Genomic DNA, 22,013 nt, shown 5'->3' on the forward strand with positions numbered 1-22,013 from the left:
GGAGTGTGTTCAATATGGCAACGAATAATTATCACTTAAATGACGGTTCTTCACTTGCACCAAGGCTAGAGCTGCAGCAGTCCTGGTGGGCCATGATCGGCCTTGGAGAGAATGGCCGGGAGTGGACGATGGAAGAGAAGTTTGAGCAGATTGCGGCTGCCGGGTTCACCGGTATAAGTGCAACTATGCCGGCTGAACAGGATTATGCGGAATGGCATCGTCTGCTGGATAAGTATCAGTTTACCTTCAGTACGGTTGCTTTCCCATCAAGTAAGAGCGACATGAGGGATATCTTGGACACAGTGAAGCAATTTGGCAGGGTGCAATATATTAACTCTCAGGTCATGGATTCATTTGTTGTTGGTGATGAGGCAGTCCAATTGCTGCAAGATCTTCTTGAAGCGTCAAATGAAGCGGGTATTCCACATTTTATCGAAACACATCGGGGAAGGATCACACAGGATTTGCTCCGGACGACAGACTATGTACGGGCATTGCCGCAGTTACAGCTGATTATTGATTTATCGCATTACATCGTCGCCGGTGAATTAGACGGTGGTGTCGGCAGCCGCGCCGAGGCAGAGTTTAATGTTCTCTTGGAACGAACGGCAGGTATTCATGCCCGCATCTCGAATGGGGAGCAGGTTCAGATTGATATCGGTAAGAGCGGCAAACATCAGATGGTGGAGAATTTCAAACGCTGGTGGCGTAAAGGGATGCAGAACTGGTATGCGAATGCAGTCCCTGGCGATATTCTCTCTTTTGTTCCTGAGCTGGGTCCCCCAGGATATGCGATTACGCGCCTGGATGAGAATGGCCGGGAAATCGAAACGACTGACCGCTGGCAGCAGGCGCTTCTCTTGAAGCAAATTGCCGAGGAGCTGTGGCAAGAGGTTGTAGCCGAGGCTGCGAATAAGAATGCTGTACGTTAAATAGAGGCAAACGCTGCTGCTCACTCATGTGGGCAGTTTTTTTTGTGTTCAAAGACAGAAATGATCAATAAAATTCCCTGATTTGCCAATTTATCTTCCAAATGATCAATCGGAATGAAGGTTTTGCCCATACCCAGATGGAGTGTAGCCGTTCTATATGACGGTAAACGGCGATGGCATTTCGGCTATTACGCGGGATTATGGTTCGTCAGCTACCAATAGGCATGGCGTGGTTACGACGGAAAGTGTGTTCTGGAATACGACAGGACTTGCCGCTCACAGCAGCAAGAACGGCATTATTGTGGAATCCGAGCAATTCGGGAACGGTTATGTCATTGGAACCAAAGGTCCGGTGAACGGTGTTAATGTTCAGATTACCGGTTCGATTCCTGAAGCAGACACTAAGCCGTTTGATATGGCGGAAGGTGTTGGTGAAGGAGATCGTTTATCACCGCAAAGCTTATTCGAGGATCAATATACAAGGCGGGAAAGTCAACTGGCAACAGGACTAGCCTCGCTGCTCGTGAATGGTGAACCATTGGATGGCGTACAGTTTCTGAAAACGGCATATACGGTTGTTTTGCCTTACGGAACAAAGGATACGCCAACTCTTGAGGCTACAGCTCTTGCCAGCGATGCGGTCGTCAAAGTTGAACAGTCGGCAGCACCTAACGGCACGGGTACAATTCATGTCACAAAGAATGGGCAGACGCAGGACTATAAAGTAACGTTCCAAGTTGCTGCTAATCCCGCTCTTCCTAAGAGTATCTCGCTCTCCCCTGACCGATCGACTCTTGGATGGCGTGTCACTAGTGATGCGATAAGTGTGGGTCATGAAGGAACGCTGAAGTCTCTTATTACGCTGAATAACGGAGAGACGATCGATCCGGTTCAGGCTGGTCTCATAGTAAAATATAAAGTGGATAACAAAGAATTAGGCAGTATAAAGAAAGGTAACGTGTTTAAAGCGAAAAAGCCTGGAACGGTGAAAATTACGGCAACAAGCAAAATGAACGGCACTGAAGTTTCGGCTTCAAAAACGTTTACGGTATTGGATGCAATGGCTGAGCCGGAAGGTAAGCTTGCAGCAATAAAGCAAGTGACGGCAAGTGCGAATGATGGCAACCTGCCAATCAATACGATGGATCGTGATCCGGATTCCAGATGGTCGGCCGACGGCAGCGGACAATATTTGCTGGTCGAGCTGGAGCAGTTGAGGAAGATCGATCAGGTCAGCATTTTGTTTTATAATGGCAACACTCGCTACAGTACCTTTGATATTGAGGTATCCGAAGATGGTGTTTATTATGAGAAAATCCTTGATCATCAGAAGAGCAATAAGCCTTCACCTAATGCAGCCGAAAGCTTTGTTTTCCCTAAGCCGGTCAAGGCTAAATACATCAAATATGTTGGCTACGGCAATGAGCTGAATGGCTGGAACAGCATTGTGGAGTTTTGGGCACATGTAGCTAAGAAATAAGCTTAATCTACAGCAGGAGAGGGACATCCCTCTCCTTTTTCTCATGACAGGATGCTTCCTCGTCATTTCGGGAAAGCTAATCCTAATTATGGATAAAGGAGACTTACGCATGACAGGCTGGTCCAAATGGCTGCGAAGCCATCTGATTCCTTTCAAGCAGAATAGACTATTGCAGATTATTATCGCGGTGTTCATCGTGTTTTGGATCATCATGGCGATCCGGCCCTCAGACTGGAAAATCTGGGCGGTCGAAAACGCGCTATTGCTTGTTTTCATCATTGTTCTGGCTATCGTATACCGTAAATACCCGCAGAGTAATTTATCGTATCTGCTTATCGCCTTTTTCCTTGCCATGCATGCTTATGCTGCGCATTATACGTATCAGAATACACCAATCGACGAATGGTTGAAGCAGGCCTTTCATATTAAAAGAGGCTTTTATGACCGAATCGTTCATTTTGCTTTTGGTCTGTTAATCGCCTTCCCTGTGCGGGAAGCTGTCCAGTATTTTCTCAAGCTCCGCACGAAATGGCCTCCCTATATCGTGACGTTCACGATGATCATGACGGCAAGTGCCTTATATGAGCTGCTCGAAATGTGGTCGGCGTATCTGTTTAACCGGAAGATGGCTGCCCAATACATTGGACTTGAGGGCGATCCATTTGATGCGCAGAAGGATATGACATGCTCTCTCTTTGGTGTCCTGCTGGCTATTGTGATTTTTCTGATTTTGCATAAATTGCTAAATAAAAGACATACCAAATAACCTCTTTCGGCTCAAAGGCTGAGAGGGGTTATTTGCTTACATTTACATCAATGATTTAACAGATATTGCTTTGGCGTCTTCCCGAAGGTTCGTTTGAACATTCGGATAAAATAGCTTGTCTCCATGCCAACAATTTCGGCTACCTTCTCAATCGTGATGCCAGACTGCTCCTGAAGCAACTCCATCGATTTGCGCATACGCAGCTGCAGGATATACTGCTGCGGCGTTACCCCAAATTGCTCAACAAACAGCCGGTGAAAATGCTGGACGGAATAACCCGCCGATCGGGCGACATTAGCCAGCGCAAGACGCTCATTGTAATGTTCATGCATTAACTGGACAGCCGTTTGGAGCGCAGCATTGGCCTGTCTGGAGGGAGACTCGTTCTTGCTTGCTTTCTTTGACGCGGATTGTCCTTCCAGAATCGTGAGCATCATATTGTACATTCGTTTAGACGATTCCCAGTAGGCATGCTCTCCGTTCTGACTGATCAAATACCACAGAGATTCTAGTTGATCCCATAAGCTGTCGAAATGAATTGTAGCTACCATATTCAGAATCAGCTCGTCCATTTGCAGCAGTAAAGGTTCAGCTGTATAACCACGGAATGCAACAAAGTCTAATTCCCAGTTCTCCTCATCTCGTTCAGGATAATATTCATGAGGTGTATTGGCAGGTAAAATAAAGATGGTTCCAGGTGATAATCTTAGCTCCTGACGTCCGTCTATACGGAATCGGCCATAGCCGCTTCGGGACAGAAAAATTTGATGAGCGGGATAACCTTCGGGCCTATCCAGATGCTTTTGCGCATGGCTGCCGACACAGCAAACATAGAGCGGTAAAAGCTGTTCCAGATTGGCAAATTGGGCAAGCAGGAAGGGCATCATAACGGCATGGAATCTCCTCTTATGTTAAGATTGTACGATTTCTTGGTGTAACTGTTATACGGATATTAGACTACTTCTTATTATAATCAAAAGTAGATAAGTGGATATAACGATTATTGGAGGAGGCAGTCAAGTTGGTGCAAAACGAGAAGGTATATCGTATTCAAACCGATTCATATAAGCCAAAAGAAATCTATCCATCTTCTTTAAAGCTTGGAGGAGCTCATCCAGAAGGTGACCATATTTCGTTTACAAATTACTACATGGAACTTAACGGGAAGCCATATTTTGCGGTATGCGGTGAGTTTCACTACTCCCGTTATCCGGAGGCAGAATGGGATACCGAATTACAAAAGATGAAGCTGTCGGGGATTACGGTTATTCCGACTTATATTTTCTGGAATCATCATGAAGAGATGGAAGGGGAGTTTCATTGGGAGGGCAATCTGAACCTTCGCAAATTTGTCGAGGTATGCGGCCGGAATGGTCTTTATGTCATTCTAAGAATTGGTCCATTTTGTCATGGTGAGGTCCGTAATGGTGGTTTACCTGACTGGCTGTTCGGCAGAGCCTTTGATGTCCGTTCGAATGACGAAGGTTATCTGAACTATGTGTCTCGTCTGTACAACGAAATCGGTAAGCAGGCAGCTGGTCTATTGTATAAAGACGGTGGTCCGGTTATCGGCATTCAGTTGGAAAATGAGTTCCGTGCGGCTGCAGCTCTATGGGAGATAACGGCAAAGCAAGGGGACGAATATATGAGCGGAGGCACAGGTGGGGCAGAGCATATTATTCGCCTGAAGGAGCTTGCACAGGAAGCAGGATTAACAGCCCCAATCTATTCGATTACCGGCTGGGGAAATGCTCCAGTTCCGGAGGATGAGGTGCTTCCTCTGTATGGCGGTTATGCCTATACGCCATGGACCGTGAACGAGAAGCAGCCGGAGCAAAAGCCTACTGCTGAGTATTTATTTACGGATTACCATAACGATACGAATGAAGCCCGAGACTTCGCTCCTCCCTATGCGCGGACAAAATATCCTTTTGCCTGCTGTGAAATGGGTGGAGGCATGCAGGCTTGGTATTTAGCCAGATTCCAAGTGGATCCTGAAAGTGTGCTGGCAATGAGCCTGGTCAAGATCGCCAGCGGCTGCAATTTTATCGGCTATTATATGTTCCATGGCGGGACCAATCCGATTGGCAAGACCGGCTATCTGAATGAAAGCACGACTCCAAAAATTACGTATGATTTCCAAGCTCCTATTGGCGAATTTGGGCAAATTCGGGCTTCGAATCATTTGATTCGGCCGCTGCATTATTTTCTGCAGACTTTTGGCGGACTACTCGCTCCTATGGGCACGCTTCTGCCGGAAGGTGCAAGCGGGCTGCGACCGGAAGATACGAACACCCTTCGTTATTCCGTTCGAACAGACGGGCATTCCGGATTTCTATTCGTAAATAACTATCAGGATCATGTCGAGATGTCCGAGCACGAAGGTGTTCGGTTTGCTGTCGAGCTTGGCGGCGAGACGTTGGTGTTCCCAAGAACGGAGCCTCTTACGGTCCGTCCTAATGCTTCATTCTTCTTGCCATTGAACATGAACTTAAGCGGCGTTCAATTACGAAGCGCAACCGCGCAGCCAGTGACGTTGCAGCAATCGGGTGATGTGAATACCTATTTCTTCTTAATGCTGGAAGGTAATGAGGGTGAATTTGTTCTTGGTGATCACGGAGTTGCATCGATAGAAGCAGACCGTGGAGTTGTGGCGCAGGAAGAGAGCGGGGAATACATCATAACGGTGTCTTCCGATACTTCCAGCCTGATCCGTATTTATCGTGAAAATGGTTCAGAAGTGCGGATTTATGCGATGACAGCAGCAGAAATGGCATTGATGTGGGAGCTTGTTATAGACGGTGAAAAGCAAATTTTGTTCTCGACGGCTGTACCCGTATGTTCGGATAAGGGAATTGAATTTGTGACGAGCAGCTCATTCACTGCACGGGAGTATGATGGAGCAAGCAAAAACGGATTTACTTCTTATCAGCTTCATGTACCTGAGAAAAAGTCGGAGCTTTCAATTGTCCGCATTCATGATCATAAGGTGGCTGTACGCTTTACACCAGACGTCATGGACGATCTGGAGGATCTTATTCTGAACATTTCATACACAGGAAATGTGGGTTATGCCTTCTCTGAAGGGCAGCTATTTCATGATCATTTCCATAACGGAGACCTTTGGGAGATTGGCCTCGCGAGATTCCCTCATGTGCTGCAAGCAGGTGAAATTATCCTAGAGACAACGCCGCTTCGGATTGGGAAGACAACTTTTTCAGATGATAATAATATGGCTGCTGAGCAGCATTTCGAAGGCGAGAAAATTGCTCTTTTCCACGACATAACAGCTGTTCCTATTTATCGGGTTAGGATGAATTTGGGGAGAAAATAGGATTGAAAACAAGATTTGCGTATGCTATGATGTGCAAAAGCGTTGAAGAGAAATACATGCAAGCCGCTTATGTTCAGAGAGCAGGGGGAACGCTGAGACCTTTGCCTTAAGCGATGTATGGAGTCGTCTCGGAGCTGTTGACTGAAGGCTGAGCTCAGAATTTTCAGCTGTGTAGGATCAACCGGACTGGCACACGTTATCGTGCAGCAGGTAAGAGCAATCTTACTTCATGAGACCGGCATCGCAAGATAACCGGTAAATCAGGGTGGTACCGCGAAGAGTTAACCCCTTTCGTCCCTAGGTTAGATCAGCTATGCAGCTGACGCCTAGGGAAGAAAGGGGTTTTTATTATTAATATGACTTTAGAAGCAATGAAGAGAAATAGCGACAAGCTGCTTATGCCCAGAGAGCAAAGGAAAAGCTGAGACCTTTGCCATAAGCAATGTCCGCGGTCATCTCGGAGCTGTTGATCAAAACGTCTCTTTAGAGTCGGAGTAGGTTCAACCGGAGTAGCACACGTTATCGTGCTGCAGGTAAGCGCATAGTCTTACCTCTTGAGACCGGCATCGTAAGATATCCGGTGAACCAGGGTGGTACCACGAAGAATAAACCCCTTCGTCCCTTATTGGCCTAGCAGCCTAGCTGCGTCAGCCGATAAGGGATGAGGGGGTTATTTTAATTTACAGGGGGCTGCCGATTATGGAACAAACCATTCAAAAAACTCAAGCAACTCAAGCAACAGAAACGAAACAAACCTGGATGACAGGTTCTGAAGCATTACTGCAAGGATTACTGGATGAAGGTGTAGATACTGTATTTGGTTATCCAGGCGGAAGTGCCTTATATATTTATGACGCGATGACTCGCAATGCGGAGTTCAAACATATTCTTACCCGGCATGAACAAGGCGCTGTGCATGCTGCTGACGGTTATGCAAGGTCGACGGGAAAGGTTGGCGTATGTATTGCCACTTCCGGACCCGGGGCGACTAACCTTATAACGGGCATCGCGACAGCTCATATGGATTCCATTCCAATGGTTATTATTACGGCTAATGTCATGACATCTTTGATCGGGACGGATGCCTTCCAAGAGGCTGATATTATTAGTATTACGATGCCAATTACGAAGCATAGCTTTTCCGTACGAGATGCTGCGGACATTCCTAGAATTTTGCATGAAGCCTTTTATCTAGCCACTACCGGGCGGAAAGGTCCCGTGCTCATCGACATTCCGAAGGATATTTCCAATGCGAAGCTGTTGTATGAGACTTACAAAGCAGAGGTTCAATTACGTGGATACGTGTCGAAGCCGGCTTTGGATAACGAGAAAATTGAGCAGTGGCTGGAAGCAATCACCGAGGCTAAAAGACCAATTATTATTGCTGGCGGAGGGATTGTCCACTCGAATGCATCCGATGAGTTAATCCAATTTGTTAATCAGACACAAGTTCCTGTTGTAGCAACTTTACATGGATTAGGCGGATTTCCCAGCGGACATGAATTAGGGCTTGGCATGGCCGGCCATCATGGCAACTTCGCAGCGAATATGGCCATTCAGCAGGCCGATCTCATTATCTCACTTGGTTCACGGTTTGATGACCGGCTGACGATGAAGGTCGACGGCTTCGCCCCACAGGCGAGACGAATCGTTCATATCGATATTGATCCAGCGGAGATTGGGAAAATTATTAATGCAGATATTGGCATAGTAGGTGATTTGAAGGACATTCTTGCTTATGCCTCTACGAAAGCAAAACCTTCTAAAGCGGCAGGCTGGATGGATCAATTACGGCAATATCGGTCACAGCATCCTTTACGCTATAACGATTCAGACACGGAAGTGAAGCCGCAGTTTGTTCTTGAGATGATTCATGAAGCTTCGCATGGCGATGCAATTATAACGACGGATGTTGGACAGCATCAAATGTGGACAGCACAATTTTACAAGTTTAATCACCCGCGCTCGCTCCTGACTTCCGGCGGTCTTGGAACGATGGGCTTTGGTTTCCCGGCGGCGATTGGTGCGCAGATTGGCAATCCCGATCGATTGGTTGTCTCGATTAACGGGGATGGAGGGATGCAGATGTGTGCGCAGGAAATGGCGATTTGCGCCGTGCATCAGATCCCGGTTAAGATCGTCGTTCTTAATAATCGAGTACTTGGCATGGTGCGGCAGCAGCAGGAGCTGATGTATGAGAATCGTCTCAGTCAGATTGATCTTGCTGGAAGCCCTGATTTCGTTAAGCTGGCTGAGGCTTATGGGTTGAAAGGACTACGAGCGAGCAATAAGGAAGAGGCAATCGCTGCCTGGAAGGAAGCGATAGAGACACCAGGGCCAGTGCTTGTTGAGTTTATGATTCCGATGGATGAAAATGTTTATCCAATGGTTCTTGGGGGTACTGCTTTAGATGAGATGCTTTTAGGTGATTTCGAGTAAAACCTTCTCCGGTTTTTTACGTATAATGGTTATCACCCATCAGGAGGAGAAAATGAGGAAATTCATCTTTTTACTTGTGGCAGCCGTATTTACCCTTATCTCGCTGTCTGGTTGCAGCAAAGGTCCATCGAAAGCAGATGTTTTAAAGGAACTAAAACCTGCCGAGAATGAAAAGTACGCCATCCATTTATTTTACAAGGACAGTCTTCCTGGTAGTGAAACAAATGAGGTTAATCTGTTCCAAAACTCAGATCCAGCGATTAACAAGGCGATTGTGAAAATTCAGTTCTGGGATCACTATCAAGAACGGAATAGGAAGTGGGCCAAGGCGATCGGCGTCAATGAATTTCCGATGTATGTCCTTGTTGATGCAGATGGGATCGTACTGATGACTCCTTATTGGAGCCAATTGAAAGAATTTCTAACGGAATCACTGCTAAAATAATAAACCAGGCGTAAACCAGTTGACAGCAATAACTGTATACATTATTATAACAGTAATAACTTAAGTTACAGTTACTCACTTTCGATTAAAGGCGGTGATGACCGTGAATTTTGAAGTCAGCGATTGGGTGCAAGGTCAAACGATCAGTGGCGAATTTATTTTCGGCTATGTCGAGCAGATCGACTTGGAGCAAGGTGTTGCAAAGGTTTATGTTGTAAAGTCAGATAACGAGGATTCTGCCGGTCGAATCGCGCTTGCCAAGCTTCATCATATGAAGGAGCAGGCACAATGGTCTCCTGAAGAGGAAGACATTCGTGGTCTGATTGATCTCGCATTAGAGACGCAGGATCAGGAATGGTTTATGGAGCTCAGCGATCAGTTGAAGGATACGGTAAAAGGCGATTCCAAAGGTCGCAGCGTATTCTCGAAAAATAATGTATCCCGTTTATCGACATATATTTAAGTGTTGTATGAATGAATTAATTAAAAGTGGCCAGTGCAGGATCCAAATCTGCACGGCCACTTTTTTGTTTTTAAAAAGTAAAAGAAGGTTAATAGCAAACGGAGCAATGGCGATCGGAAGAACGTTCGAATGCGAAGTTGGCTGTTTAACTAAAGTTTTGCTTTTTTGTCCCTGGGACTATACGACTAGTCTTTCTTTATTTGCTGGTCATTCTTCAAATGCTCGTATTATAATAACGTCAATTCAGTTTCATGAAACCGCAATCATGTTTAGAAGGGGCGTTATTATGTTTTTTAAGAAATATCCGTGGAAGAAAAATGCGTTAAGAAGATTGATTTTCTCGTTTATTTGTATTCTTTTGCCACTCTATATTCTAAGTATGATTATCTACAGCTGGGGAGTCCGAACGCTGCAGGATGAGATTTCGAAATCAATGATCTCCCAAGTGTCTCAGTATTTCAGCGGGATGGAGGAGGATTTCAAGCGAATTCAAATTTTGCAATATGATGCTCTGAACGATGATAATTTGAACCGACTTGGAGCGATTCCGGATTCGCTTAATGACATCGAAAAGATGCAAAGCATCCTTAGGCTTCAACAGCGGCTTAACGCCATTCGCAACAGCAGCACTTATATAAAAGACGTATACGCTTATATTCCGGCCATCCAGAAAAATGTTTCTGCGCTTACGATCACAACTTTTGATCAGAATCAATTTGATGCTTTAAGTCAATTCCCATTCGAGAAAGACTCTCCTGTGATGAATCTGAATGGCGGGATGTTCCTAAGTGCGGTGTATCCATTCACGAAGCCAAATAGTACGAGGGAGCCGTTGTTCATTATCGCGATTGAACTAGACGAGGGCAAGCTTGCAGAAAAGCTAAAAACGATGGTGAACTCCACCGAAGAGGGACTGATCTATCAAAGCCCGCAGTTTGTTATGACAACGAGTAAGGAGCCCTTTGTAAACAATGCCATTTCTGCCCATATGAACGAAAAGAAAAGCACTAAATCCGTCAGCGTTAATGGCAAACACTATCTTGCTGTTTACACATCCTCTCCATACTTTGGGGCGGTATTGAGCAAATATGTGCCAGAGAACGCCGTATTCGAGCCGCTTCGCAAGTATCGGAATTGGTTCCTCATGCTGGCAGCGGTCTCTTTGATTATCATCGTTATCTATTCATTATACGTCTATAAGTACATCCATAAGCCGCTCGACAAGCTGGTTAAAGCTTTTCGAAAAGTGGAATATGGCGATTTTAATGTTCAGATCGGTCATAAGCACAATGATGAATTTCAATATATTTACACCCGGTTTAATGTCATGCTGGACAATTTGAATTCCTTAATTGATCAAGCCTACAAGCAGCAGATTCTAACTCAAAAGGCGGAGCTGAAGCAGCTGCAGTCTCAGATTAATCCGCATTTCTTATATAACAGCCTCTTTATTCTTAACACGATGTCGAGGCTTGGGGACTATGACAATCTCGAACAATTCTCGAACCAGCTTGGCGAATATTTTCAGTTCGTCACTCGTAACAGCTCCGATGAAGTGCCGCTTGAACGAGAGGTGAATCATGCGAGGGTCTATACGGAAATTCAAGAAATGCGCTTCTCCAATCGGATTCGTATCGATTTTGGCGAGCTGCCGGATCATACCGGACACATCATGGTGCCGAGGCTTATTTTACAGCCGATTATTGAGAACGCCTTTGAGCATGGACTTGAGAAGAAAGCAGAAAATGGCTTGCTGATGGTTCAATTTAAGAAGAATGATCAAGGGATACAAATTATTGTAGAAGACAATGGCGGACATGTTGAGGCTAGAAATCTTGAAGAACTAAAGAATCGCTTAAACTATCCGGAGGCTACAGAGACAACGGGTTTATTAAATATTCATCAACGAATACGGCTGAAATTTGGACAAGACAGTGGATTAACAGTGGAACCAAGCGAGCAGGGTGGCCTGAAGATCACGATGACAATGAATACCTTGGATGGAGGCGTATAAATGTACAGACTTTTAGTTGTGGATGATGAAGTGATTATTGCAAATGGGGTCAGCGAGGTTCTTCAAAATGTTGCTCATCTGGAGCTTGATGTGTATAAAGCTTATTCCGGGAATGAGGCGGTTAAGTTATTTGACCGCACCCGGTTTGATATCGTGTTGACCGATATTCGTATGCCGGGAATCGATGGTCTGCAGCTGCTGGAGAAAATCCGGGAGCGATGGCCTCAATGTAAGGTTATTTTCTTAACCGGCTATAACGAATTCAATTATGTATACTCCGCTATTCAATACGAGGGAGTCAGCTATATTCTGAAAACCGAAGGCTATGACAAAGTGATTCGAATCGTCGAGCAGACAATAGCGGAAATAGAAACTGAGCTAAAGGCGGAAACCTTACTCAAAAAAGCTCAGGAGCAGCTGGAAGCGACACGAGGTCTTCTTCAGAACGATTATGTATTAAGAATCTTGAAGGAGCAGCTTAATTTGCAGGAAATTAATCAGGAGCAGTTCGACGAGCTGACTATTCCGCTGCGTGCCGATTGGCCTGTCCTTATTCTGCTGGGACGGAACAACAGCTTATCTGAACGATTGACTTTTTCGGAGAAATCCCGCCAGCTGTACAAAATCAAGTTAATTGCTGAGCAGTATTTGTCTACACATGCCTCCATTATCGCTGCGGTGAATGAGAATATGGATCTCATCTGGCTAATCCAGCCTCTCAGGGAGCAGCAGAGTGGTGAAAGGGAATGGGAACGTATGCTGACCTTCGTGAAGGGTCATCTGGAGCTTATTCAGGCGGGTTGCCGAGAGTCAGCTGGTGAGATTGTATCGTTCGTCTTGGATGACAGCCCAGTAGAATGGGCGAATGTAGCCGATCGGTTCGCAACGCTAAACATGATGATGAATTATCGGATTGGTCAAGGATCCGGAATGCTGCTTCTAGATAAGCTTGTCATTGAGAAGCAGTCCTCAGGAAACCATCGGGATAAAGTCCGTCAATCCAAACTGACAATGCTTGCTGATCAATTGGATAATGGACATCGAGCCGAATTCCATAACAGCTTACAAGAATGTGCGCTGCCTATGCAGCACATATCCAGCATGCATGATGTTCCAACTCAAGAATTTTATTATTCGATTGCCCTTATCTATCTTTCTTATATGAATCGCTGGCATTTGGTAGAAACAGTGGCAGCTGAGATTGGCCTGCACAAGCTGATGCAGCCGGGCGAGCATGACAGTTGGAAAACCGCGTTTGACTATCTGGGGCATGTAGGTGAGATGTTATTTAATCTCCAGAATCAGGAGGAAGAGAGAAGGGCAAATGCAGTTATTACACTCATTCAAAAGCATGTTCAGGAGCATCTGTATAACCCGGATGAGCTGTCGTTAGTCCGGCTTGCGGAGCTTGTTTATTTCAATCCTTCTTATCTTTCTCGATTGTTCAAGCAAGTAACAGGAGAGAATTTATCTGAGTATATTTCATCCGCTCGAATGATGAAAGCGAGGAAATTGCTCGAGAAGCCAGAGCTGAAAATTCAGGAAGTAGCCGAAATGGTTGGTTACGGTACAGCGACGAATTTTACTCGCTCCTTCCGCAAGGCTCTGTCAATGACACCACAAGAGTATCGGTCTTCATTCATGCTTAAGTAAACAGCTGATTCAAAGGTAAAGACATGAATATTGTTTCCCTCTCGCTGGACAACTACCATTAGAGATATAGGGGCCCTACTAAAAATAAACATTCCAGGGAGGTTCATATGAATAATAAAAATAAAGTGAAATCGACGGCAATTGGCGTTATGGCTGCGATGATGATGCTCTCTGCTTGCAGCTCCGGTGGTTCGAATAATGAGAATAATGCAACTGACAAACCTGATAATAACACAGCTACAGCAGCAACAAATTCCACAGAACCGGCTGTTGATCCAATGGCGAAATATGATCCTCCTATTGATATTACAGCTTGGCGTTATACGGAATCCACCTATCAGTACGAGAATGGCGATACGATAGAGAACAACATTTACACGAAAGCTTATGAAAGTGATCTAGGGATTAAGCTGAAATACCAGTGGACGGTTCCGATTGAACAATTTGATCAAAAGCTGAATGTATCCATAGCGTCCGGTGATCTGCCTGATATTATGTGGCTGAAGAACAAGCAGCTGACCGATCTTGCTGAGAACGATATGCTATATGATTTGACGGATTTGTTCGAGAAGTATGCTTCTCCAATTACAAAGAAAATAATGCTGCAGGACGAAGCCAGCTTTAATACGGCGAAAATCGGCGGCAAACTGATGGCGATCCCAAGTACGGCATCAGCTGTGGATGGCCTGCCAATCCTTTATCTGCGGACCGACTGGTTAAACAAGCTTAATCTTCCGGAGCCAAAAACGATGGATGATGTGATCAAAATTGCGGAAGCGTTTACAAAAAATGACCCGGACGGCAACGGAAAACCGGATACGTTTGGTCTTGGTCTGACGAAAACCTTTATGACTGACGGCCAGTTCGGCGGGTCCGGCTTCTTCTCCGGTTATCATGCTGCACCAGAAAAATGGGTGAAGGATGCTTCCGGCCAGCTTGCATACGGCAGTATTCAACCTGAAATGAAAGCTGCTTTGCAGCAGCTTCAAGATATGTATAAGCAAGGTCTGCTGGATAAAGAATTTGGCGTTAAGGACCGTGCGAAGGTGACGGAATCAATCGTTAGCGGCAAGCTTGGCATGTTCTACGGTACGATGTCTGCTCCACTCTCGGTTATCCAAGAGAATGTAAACAGCGATCCAAACGCAGAGTGGAAATCCTTCCCTCTCGTCTCCTTTGATGATCAGAAGGCAACACCAATTGGTAAAATGCCGATCCAGCGTTATTTTGCAGTCAGCAAAGACAGCAAGCATCCGGAAGCGATTATTAAGCTCTTGAACTTCAGCATGGAGGGCTTTGAAGAGGATGCGGTTGATAATGGATTTGGTTACAGCAAGAATAACATCCCGGTATACCTGTACAGCCTTATTAGTGCAGAGCCTGCTAAGAAAAACCTGAATGCCCATCTGAATGCGATAGCAGCGCTGGAATCCAAAGATCCATCCAAATTATCAACGGAAGAGAAAGGCTACTATGACAAAATCGTAGACTTCCGCGGTGGCAATCGTGAGAACTGGGGGACAGAGCGCGTATTCGGCTCCCCAAGCAGCTTCGACGTTATTAACCAATATGTCAATGACAACAACTATACGTTTGATGCCTTCTATGGAGCATTGACTCCTACTATGGTAGAAAAGCTGTCTTCTCTGCAAAAGATGGAAGAAGAAGTGATTACTAAGATTATTATGGGTCAATCTATCGATACATTTGATAAATTTGTAGAAGACTGGAAGAAGCTCGGCGGCGATCAAATTACGAAAGAAGCTAACGAGTGGGCAGCAAAAAATAAATAAGATGGTGAAGGAGAAGTGGGAAGAGGGGTTACATCCGCTTTCCACTTCTTCGTCCATATAACGGAGGTTTCACAGTATGCAATTAAAGAAAAAGCTCCAGGAATGGCCTCTGCATCTCATGTTGCTGCCCGGCATTCTATTGACACTATTATTCAGCTACGTGCCTATTATGGGCATTGTGATTGCTTTTCAGAAATTCTCACCAGCTAAAGGGATTTTCCATTCCAAGTGGATTGGCCTCGATAACTTCCGCTATATGCTGGAGCTGCCGAATTTCACGAGTATTTTGTGGAATACCATTTTTATTGCTGTGTTAAAAATCATTGCTGGTATGATCGTGCCAATCGTGTTCGCACTTCTTCTCAACGAGATTGCGGGAGCCTTCTTCAAACGAACGATTCAAACGATCATTTATTTCCCTTACTTTTTGTCCTGGGTTATCCTAGGCGGCATTTTGATCGATATTTTATCCCCGTCCGGTGGTATTGTGAATCAAATGCTTGGGATATTTGGAATCGAACCAATCTTCTTCTTGGGTAATGAGAAGTGGTTCCCTTACACACTGGTCTTAACAGATACTTGGAAGCATTTCGGATATGGCACGATCGTCTATTTGGCGGCATTGACTGCTATTGATCAAAGCTTATATGAAGCTGCAACGATGGATGGCGCTAACCGATGGAAGCAGACGCTGCATGTGACCCTTCCTGGTATGATGCCAATCGTGGTCCTAATGGGTGTGCTGAGCCTCGGTAATGTACTGAATGCAGGGTTTGAGCAAGTCTTTAATCTTTATAGCCCTATGGTCTACAGTACGGGCGATATACTGGACACCTTTGTTTACCGGATTGGTTTATTGGATGCACAGTATGGGGTAGCTACAGCAGTTGGTCTGTTTAAATCGGTTATTTCCTTTGTGCTTATCGTTATATCCAATAAGCTCGCCGGACGTTATGCCGGCTATCGGATCTTTTAAGGAGGGCACATCATGCATAAGCTTACGCTCAGTAGAAAAAGCTTTCTCATCTTCAATTATATCCTGCTTGGTTTAACGGCCTTTGTTTGTATATTGCCGTTGATCAACGTGCTCGCGATATCCTTTAGCTCCAGTACGGCAGCCGCTGCCGGTTTCGTCAAGCTTCTCCCGGTTGATTTCACCTTATCTTCGTATAAATACGCGCTTCAGAAGCATGAGTTTGTCGACGGATTTTTTGTATCTTTAAAAAGAGTTGGTTTAGGTTATGCGATCAACATGCTGCTGTCCATCTTAGTCGCCTATCCACTTTCCAAGGAAAAGAAAGCACTCTCTCTGCGTAACTTTTACGCATGGTTTTTCATAATAACCATGCTGTTCAGCGGTGGTCTGATTCCAACTTACATGACGATCAAGTCTGTACATATGCTCGATACGATATGGGCATTGGTGCTTCCAGGGGCAGTACCGGTATTTAATGTCATCCTGCTTATGAACTTCTTCCGCGGATTGCCAAAGGAAATTGAAGAAGCTGCTTATATAGACGGGGCAGGTTACTGGCGTGTGCTGTGGAAAATATATGTTCCGCTCTCCATGCCGGCGATCGCTACGATTACGCTGTTTACGATTGTGACCCATTGGAACTCCTGGTTTGACGGCTTAATTTATATGAATCAGCCCATCCATTATCCGCTTCAAAGTTATTTGCAGACGATTATTATTACAACGGATCCAAGCTTAATGTCCTCGAACGAGCTGCTTAATACAGGTGATGTCAGTGACCGGACTTATAAAGCGGCGCAAGTGTTCCTCGCAGCATTCCCGGTATTGCTGGTGTATCCGTTCCTGCAGAAATATTTTATGAAAGGCCTTGTTATGGGCAGCGTGAAGGGCTAAACATCTAGCCGTCAGGAGGGAAGAGTTAAGATGGAGAAGCTTTAGCAAACACGGTGGGGAGATTTGGGGAACGGCTAGGAGTAGCTTATTATGGCCCTGTATTGTAAGCCCGAAACTTACTAATTGACAAAAGAGGCGAATGACCTTGCTATTAGAAAAACTTCGTGCAATTGACTTCGAGAATATAGTTGGACAGGCGGCCAAAAAGGCTGATGAACAAATAATAGCTGACTGGCGGAGTACCGGGGTTAAGTTCGCTGCTTCTTCAGAACGGCTTCAAAGTGTATATTATGCGGGCATTCGTAAGCTTCTTGACTGCATTGTACCTAATCATAAGGAGCATCCCGTGCTTCAGGAGGGAGGGGCGTACGCAGGCTGCTGGCTGGAGAGCACGGGCACCATTAACGCGGAACTGCTGTCTCGTTTTCTCCCTCGTGTATCCCATTCTACTTATCTCTTGTTTGCTGAGTTTCAGAGAGAAGATGGCCTAATTCCTTATAAGATTACAGCAGTAGGACCAGCCTATCGGCAAATTCAGATGGTCACGCCGCTTGCTCGAAGCGTCTGGAATCATTATTTGATGAATGGTCGTGACGCTTCGTTCTTGCGAAGAATGTACCAGGCGATGTCCCGATTTGATGATTGGCTTGTCCGATACCGGAATACGCGGAGAACCGGATGTGTGGAAGCCTTTTGTACCTTTGATACCGGGCATGATTTGTCGCCGCGCTTCTGGCATGTTCCAGATACGGCTCATCTGAATGATGCTCGTTTATACAGCCCAGAATCACCAATCCTGCCGTTTCTGGCTCCTGATTTAACCGCAAATGTTTATTGTCAGCGTAAATATCTGGCGCTTATCGCGGCTGAGCTTGGCGAGCTAGATGCTGATCAAATGCGTTGGAACGAGAAAGCAGAACAAAGCTTAAGTAGCCTCTATCAATATTGTTATGACGAGACGGATGAGATGTTTTATGACCGGGATCGGAACGGGGAATTTGTTCGTGTGCAGTCCGATGTGCTGCTGCGGGTATTGGCCTGCGAAGTAGGAGATCGAAACCGATTTGATGCAGCGTTGAAGCGTTATTTACTGAATACGAGTAAGTTTTTCGCCAAGTATCCGCTCACTTCTATTGCGATGGACGATCCACGCTTTGATCCCTCTTCTGCTTACAACAGCTGGGGAGGACCGGTTAACTTCCTGACGATCATTCGTACGGCACATGCGTTTGAATATCATGGGCGGTATGTGGAGCTGACGTGGATCATGTTCCCAATCATAAGCGCGATGGCTAGGATGACTCGTTTCTCGCAAACATTAAACCCATGGACTGGTGAAGAAGGCTATACGGATACCTATTCTCCGGCTATATTGGGTATGCTGGATTACATCGAACGTTTATGCGGTATCGTGCCTACTCCAGATGTGGAACTGTGGTTTACTGGGCTTGTCCCTTATCCGATGGATCACGGTGAAGAGGTAGCGGAGGAGACTGCCTATTCCCGTACGGTAGGCGGGATTGAATTTGAACTGGTTAATACACGCCAGCGTTCAACGGTGTATCGTAATGGTGAAGTGTTTTTGCGGCTTCCATATGGAGTTCGTGCGGTCACGAATCACAAAGGGGAGTTAATCGCTATCATCGGAATGCTTGCAAGCGAGGTAGAAGGAACGATTCAGCATGAAGGGAAAGACTACGAGGTTACAATCAAAGGCAATGAGCGGAAAGTACTTGTTGGGGAAAGTTTCGTAACGATGTCGGACATCGGGCTTGTTACGCCGGCTTATAGATAGACAAAAGAGTTCAGATAAGCCAGTCAGTTGGCTTATTTGAACCCTTTTTTTAATAATGCGCTTAACGGATTATTTTTACCAAGAGGTGATTTCCCAAACGGCAGGGAAGGAATAGAAAGCGCAGAGGGAGATGCTTTTTTCGATGCTGCAGGTGCTGTAGCAGTTGCTTTACCTTTGCTTTTGCTTATGCTTATGTTGTTACCCTTGTTGCTGCCCTTACTTTTCCCATTCGTGCCCTTGACGTTCTTACTGCCATTGCCGCCATTAGTGTTATTAGTTGTATTGCCATTAGCTTGCTCTTCAGTTTCTCTCCCCGTTTGTTCCATGTCCTGCTCTGACGTTGTCGAGCCATTACCTGATCCAACCGAGATAGATTCCGGGGCGATCTGTTTCACAAATCCAAAATGAATGATACCACTATTGTTTACGACTACAACCTTACCGATCCAGCAAAACATGTAAGACTCGCATCCCCTCATAGCGGTGGCTTATCTCATAGTTTATGGACAAAATGCTGGACCCGAATGGGTGTTTTTATAGGGAATAGAGCCTTTTTACGGCTCAAGCATAGTCAGGTTTCACTGAGGAGAATACCGATAGTTCATCTTCCAGTATGTGTATGCTTTGAATCCACATTTCTAGAAAAGCGGTTCCATCAATTAAACGGACATTGACCTCATCTGCATATTTGATGGCAAGATCACTGTAAGAGCATGTCGCAATGATTGCTACTTTTTGTACCTGTTGTTTAATCATTTGACTATGTAATATAGCTACAGGCTCAAAATTAAGCTTCACATTAGGCTCGTAGCATTTTACTTGAATAAGCTCAACGCCGTCATTCGTGTCATGCAATATATCTATCCCTCCGTCATTGCTGGAGGGTGTCACTGTACATTTCCCCTTATATACAACTTCTATGGTTCTTGCGACAAAACGTTCGAAGTCATAAGGTGTATCTTCTGTCTTTCCTTCTTCTTTTTTGAATCTTTGATACATTCCGGCTAATAAAATTTTATGTACATCTTCTTTTGATTTAAGGAATTCACTAAGTTTGTTTTGCTGTAATCGAATCTGGTTATCTTTTAGAGAATAGAGGTGGAAAGCATAATAACCAAGAGCAAATAACGTTAATACTAGCAATGTTTCAGGAACCAAAACGAATCATCTCCTTTTATGCAATCTAGTATTAACAGAACAAGAGGTATTCATAATGGAGATAAATGAATGAAGGGGCTATCCTAAAAGTCATAAAATGACGATGGGAATGCCCCTATAGGTTCAGTAACGAATGTTCTTCCAATCGAAGTCCACTCCTTGTGAGAATAGAAGTACCATAATAGAAAGATTAGGCTGGATCCTTAAGGTTAGTTTTTGCTTTGTGAGGGGCCAATGTGCGGAGTAAAAGGTTTGAGCCGGAGAAACGCAGTGCTCGCCTTTGTTCTCGGATTTCAACCGCTTAAGCGAGTTGTAATCAAGAAATCCGAGAACAACAGCGATCGGAGGTCCAAACCTTTTACGCAGTACTTGGACTTCCGAACCAAACATGACTTACAACTTTATTTATTAAGCTGCAAAGCGAGTTGCTGTGAAGGGGATTCCGGTTCTTTAACTACCGGTTTTACTTCGAATTTCTCCCATTTGACGAAATTCTCCAAAATAATGACCAGCAACACGCCAATAATGAGGCCGTTAGAGAGAATTGGCGTTAAGAGCGGAGGGAACTCCGCGAAGGCTGAAGCGGGAATGTTCATAATACTGATCCCCGTTAATACGGGAAGCGCAACTCGATAGATCGTTTTGGCGTTAAACGTTGTTCCTTGGAAGGAGCGAATCGCAGTGCCAAACATCTGCAGATAAGCAACAAATAATACCGCGTTCCCGACGGATAAAGGCAGCTGTGCCAGCCATCCACCTAGTGCGGGGAAGATCCCGACGATAATAAACATGGCAGAGCCTGCAATGAGTGCGGCACGGCGTAATACCTTTGTATTTTCAAGAAAACCAATAGATGATGCAAATGTTCCAAATGGAATAAGACCAAGACAGCCAGCCAGGATGGAGAAGCTGTTTGTGAATAGAATCGATCGTACAAACTGCTTATCTGATGCTTCTCTTTTGAAGAGTCTGCCTGCAGCTGTTAAGCTGGTCAACGTATTTGTCATGTTCACAAGACCGGCTAGAAGACCAACCATCATAATTCCAGGTTCAAATCCAGGTGTTCCCCAGGGCAGCCAATGCCAAATGCCGTTGCTGCTTCCAGTTGCTGCACCTATTCTGCTTTCGCTTCCGAACAATAAGGCATAAGCGATCCATCCGACGATGATACCGCCAAGCAGCGAGAACTGCCCCCATTTGCCCTTGCCTTTCAAATGAATGAGCGCTACAACCACGATAATAAACAAGGACAAGCCAGCTAATTGCAAATCCCATTTGCCGCCTTGATCATAACCAATCATCCCTTTGAAGAATGTATTGGCGAGCTGGAATGTAAGAAGCAGCAGGAAGACGCCCATTACCATTGGGGTAAAGGTCCGCTTCAGTACTTTCAGAAAACCGCATAAGGCGAGTACAATAACGACTGCACTGGACAAAATAAATCCAGTACTTAGGCTGGCAGCAACCGTGCCGATATCCATGCCCATTGCAGGGGCAGAAGCGCAGATACTAAGCACAAGCCCCCACCATACGCCAGCCGGACCATCCATTAGTGCATATCGATGCCCCCAGATTGCCTGAACGATACAGAGCAGACCGGTCAATATAAAGGAGCGCTGCATGGAGGAAGCGATATCTTCCGGTGCAAGTCCCAGTGCATGTCCGATCGAGAGCGGTACCATCACTGTATTGGTAAATATAAAGAAAAGCCACTGCATGCCCGCAAGCAGTACAGTAAGTGAATCTTTTGACTTCAACATGTTATTTCCCAGCTTTCCACATAATATCCGTACGTTTCGAGCTTTGATTTTCTCCCGAATGCTCCGTATATGGTATCATGGGCATAACTATATTAAAAATATTAAATAAAT

17 protein-coding genes are annotated in these 22,013 nt (G+C 45.2%); 13 read left to right on the forward strand and 4 right to left on the reverse strand.

What is annotated here, in order from left to right:
- Positions 1–14: 14 nt before the first annotated feature.
- The 3 genes from FHS17_RS06910 (at position 15) to FHS17_RS06920 (ending at position 3,178) form a co-directional block, all read left to right on the forward strand.
- A complete protein-coding gene (locus FHS17_RS06910; RefSeq protein WP_167277184.1) occupies positions 15–932 on the forward strand; it encodes a sugar phosphate isomerase/epimerase family protein in 918 nt (305 codons plus the stop codon).
- Positions 933–1,089: 157 nt separating this feature from the next.
- Positions 1,090–2,412: a discoidin domain-containing protein gene (locus FHS17_RS06915; RefSeq protein WP_243865229.1), complete on the forward strand. Its 1,323-nt coding sequence runs from the start codon at positions 1,090–1,092 to the stop codon at positions 2,410–2,412.
- A 109-nt stretch (positions 2,413–2,521) separates the two neighbouring features.
- Complete coding sequence (locus FHS17_RS06920) at positions 2,522–3,178, forward strand: DUF2238 domain-containing protein (protein WP_167277189.1); 657 nt, start codon at positions 2,522–2,524, stop codon at positions 3,176–3,178.
- 47 nt (positions 3,179–3,225) lie between these two features.
- On the opposite strand, the gene FHS17_RS06925 is transcribed toward FHS17_RS06920, so the two are convergent.
- Entirely contained in the window at positions 3,226–4,065 is an 840-nt protein-coding gene (locus FHS17_RS06925) for an AraC family transcriptional regulator (RefSeq protein WP_167277193.1), read from the reverse strand.
- Between the two features lie 137 nt (positions 4,066–4,202).
- Between FHS17_RS06925 and FHS17_RS06930 the strand changes: the two genes are divergently transcribed.
- The 10 genes from FHS17_RS06930 to FHS17_RS06975 all read left to right on the forward strand — a co-directional run bounded on the left by FHS17_RS06930 (position 4,203) and on the right by FHS17_RS06975 (position 18,984).
- Entirely contained in the window at positions 4,203–6,512 is a 2,310-nt protein-coding gene (locus FHS17_RS06930; RefSeq protein WP_341805809.1) for a beta-galactosidase, read from the forward strand.
- Positions 6,513–7,211: 699 nt separating this feature from the next.
- Positions 7,212–8,951, forward strand: coding sequence for a biosynthetic-type acetolactate synthase large subunit (gene ilvB / locus FHS17_RS06935; RefSeq protein ID WP_167277197.1), 1,740 nt, complete (start codon positions 7,212–7,214; stop codon positions 8,949–8,951).
- A gap of 52 nt (positions 8,952–9,003) precedes the next feature.
- The gene (locus tag FHS17_RS06940; protein WP_167277200.1) at positions 9,004–9,396 is read left to right on the forward strand and encodes a thioredoxin domain-containing protein; all 393 of its coding nucleotides are present in this window, start codon (positions 9,004–9,006) and stop codon (positions 9,394–9,396) included.
- Positions 9,397–9,499: 103 nt separating this feature from the next.
- Entirely contained in the window at positions 9,500–9,859 is a 360-nt protein-coding gene (locus FHS17_RS31030; protein ID WP_167277204.1) for an IDEAL domain-containing protein, read from the forward strand.
- A 286-nt stretch (positions 9,860–10,145) separates the two neighbouring features.
- Positions 10,146–11,873, forward strand: a complete 1,728-nt coding sequence (locus tag FHS17_RS06950) for a sensor histidine kinase (RefSeq protein WP_167277209.1) — start codon at positions 10,146–10,148, stop codon at positions 11,871–11,873.
- Entirely contained in the window at positions 11,874–13,526 is a 1,653-nt protein-coding gene (locus FHS17_RS06955) for a response regulator (RefSeq protein ID WP_167277213.1), read from the forward strand.
- Positions 13,527–13,633: 107 nt separating this feature from the next.
- Positions 13,634–15,319, forward strand: coding sequence for an extracellular solute-binding protein (locus tag FHS17_RS06960; RefSeq protein WP_167277217.1), 1,686 nt, complete (start codon positions 13,634–13,636; stop codon positions 15,317–15,319).
- A 76-nt stretch (positions 15,320–15,395) separates the two neighbouring features.
- Positions 15,396–16,295, forward strand: a complete 900-nt coding sequence (locus FHS17_RS06965; RefSeq protein WP_167277223.1) for an ABC transporter permease — start codon at positions 15,396–15,398, stop codon at positions 16,293–16,295.
- A 12-nt stretch (positions 16,296–16,307) separates the two neighbouring features.
- Complete coding sequence (locus FHS17_RS06970) at positions 16,308–17,189, forward strand: carbohydrate ABC transporter permease (protein WP_167277226.1); 882 nt, start codon at positions 16,308–16,310, stop codon at positions 17,187–17,189.
- Positions 17,190–17,328: 139 nt separating this feature from the next.
- The gene (locus FHS17_RS06975) at positions 17,329–18,984 is read left to right on the forward strand and encodes an MGH1-like glycoside hydrolase domain-containing protein (RefSeq protein WP_167277229.1); all 1,656 of its coding nucleotides are present in this window, start codon (positions 17,329–17,331) and stop codon (positions 18,982–18,984) included.
- Positions 18,985–19,016: 32 nt separating this feature from the next.
- Here the strand turns inward: FHS17_RS06975 and FHS17_RS06980 are convergent, their stop codons facing one another.
- The 3 genes from FHS17_RS06980 to FHS17_RS06990 form a co-directional block, all read right to left on the reverse strand.
- Positions 19,017–19,442, reverse strand: coding sequence for a hypothetical protein (locus FHS17_RS06980; protein ID WP_167277232.1), 426 nt, complete (start codon positions 19,440–19,442; stop codon positions 19,017–19,019).
- A gap of 103 nt (positions 19,443–19,545) precedes the next feature.
- Complete coding sequence (locus FHS17_RS06985) at positions 19,546–20,142, reverse strand: restriction endonuclease (protein ID WP_167277234.1); 597 nt, start codon at positions 20,140–20,142, stop codon at positions 19,546–19,548.
- 401 nt (positions 20,143–20,543) lie between these two features.
- On the reverse strand, positions 20,544–21,902 hold the full coding sequence (locus tag FHS17_RS06990; protein ID WP_167277236.1) for a uracil/xanthine transporter: 1,359 nt from the start codon (positions 21,900–21,902) through the stop codon (positions 20,544–20,546).
- Between the last annotated feature and the right edge of the window lie 111 nt (positions 21,903–22,013).

Source organism: Paenibacillus lupini (genome assembly GCF_011761355.1).
Classification (GTDB): Bacteria; Bacillota; Bacilli; order Paenibacillales; family Paenibacillaceae; genus Pristimantibacillus; species Pristimantibacillus lupini.

What these genes read in the sequence shown, in the direction of transcription:
- FHS17_RS06910 (WP_167277184.1), top strand. Translation starts at nt 15, where the DNA reads ATGGCAACGAATAATTATCACTTAAATGACGGTTCTTCACTTGCACCA.
- FHS17_RS06915 (WP_243865229.1), top strand. Translation starts at nt 1,090, where the DNA reads ATGACGGTAAACGGCGATGGCATTTCGGCTATTACGCGGGATTATGGT.
- FHS17_RS06920 (WP_167277189.1), top strand. Translation starts at nt 2,522, where the DNA reads ATGACAGGCTGGTCCAAATGGCTGCGAAGCCATCTGATTCCTTTCAAG.
- FHS17_RS06925 (WP_167277193.1), bottom strand. Translation starts at nt 4,065, where the DNA reads ATGATGCCCTTCCTGCTTGCCCAATTTGCCAATCTGGAACAGCTTTTA.
- ilvB (WP_167277197.1), top strand. Translation starts at nt 7,212, where the DNA reads ATGGAACAAACCATTCAAAAAACTCAAGCAACTCAAGCAACAGAAACG.
- FHS17_RS06940 (WP_167277200.1), top strand. Translation starts at nt 9,004, where the DNA reads ATGAGGAAATTCATCTTTTTACTTGTGGCAGCCGTATTTACCCTTATC.
- FHS17_RS06950 (WP_167277209.1), top strand. Translation starts at nt 10,146, where the DNA reads ATGTTTTTTAAGAAATATCCGTGGAAGAAAAATGCGTTAAGAAGATTG.
- FHS17_RS06955 (WP_167277213.1), top strand. Translation starts at nt 11,874, where the DNA reads ATGTACAGACTTTTAGTTGTGGATGATGAAGTGATTATTGCAAATGGG.
- FHS17_RS06960 (WP_167277217.1), top strand. Translation starts at nt 13,634, where the DNA reads ATGAATAATAAAAATAAAGTGAAATCGACGGCAATTGGCGTTATGGCT.
- FHS17_RS06965 (WP_167277223.1), top strand. Translation starts at nt 15,396, where the DNA reads ATGCAATTAAAGAAAAAGCTCCAGGAATGGCCTCTGCATCTCATGTTG.
- FHS17_RS06970 (WP_167277226.1), top strand. Translation starts at nt 16,308, where the DNA reads ATGCATAAGCTTACGCTCAGTAGAAAAAGCTTTCTCATCTTCAATTAT.
- FHS17_RS06975 (WP_167277229.1), top strand. Translation starts at nt 17,329, where the DNA reads ATGACCTTGCTATTAGAAAAACTTCGTGCAATTGACTTCGAGAATATA.
- FHS17_RS06980 (WP_167277232.1), bottom strand. Translation starts at nt 19,442, where the DNA reads ATGTTTTGCTGGATCGGTAAGGTTGTAGTCGTAAACAATAGTGGTATC.
- FHS17_RS06990 (WP_167277236.1), bottom strand. Translation starts at nt 21,902, where the DNA reads ATGTTGAAGTCAAAAGATTCACTTACTGTACTGCTTGCGGGCATGCAG.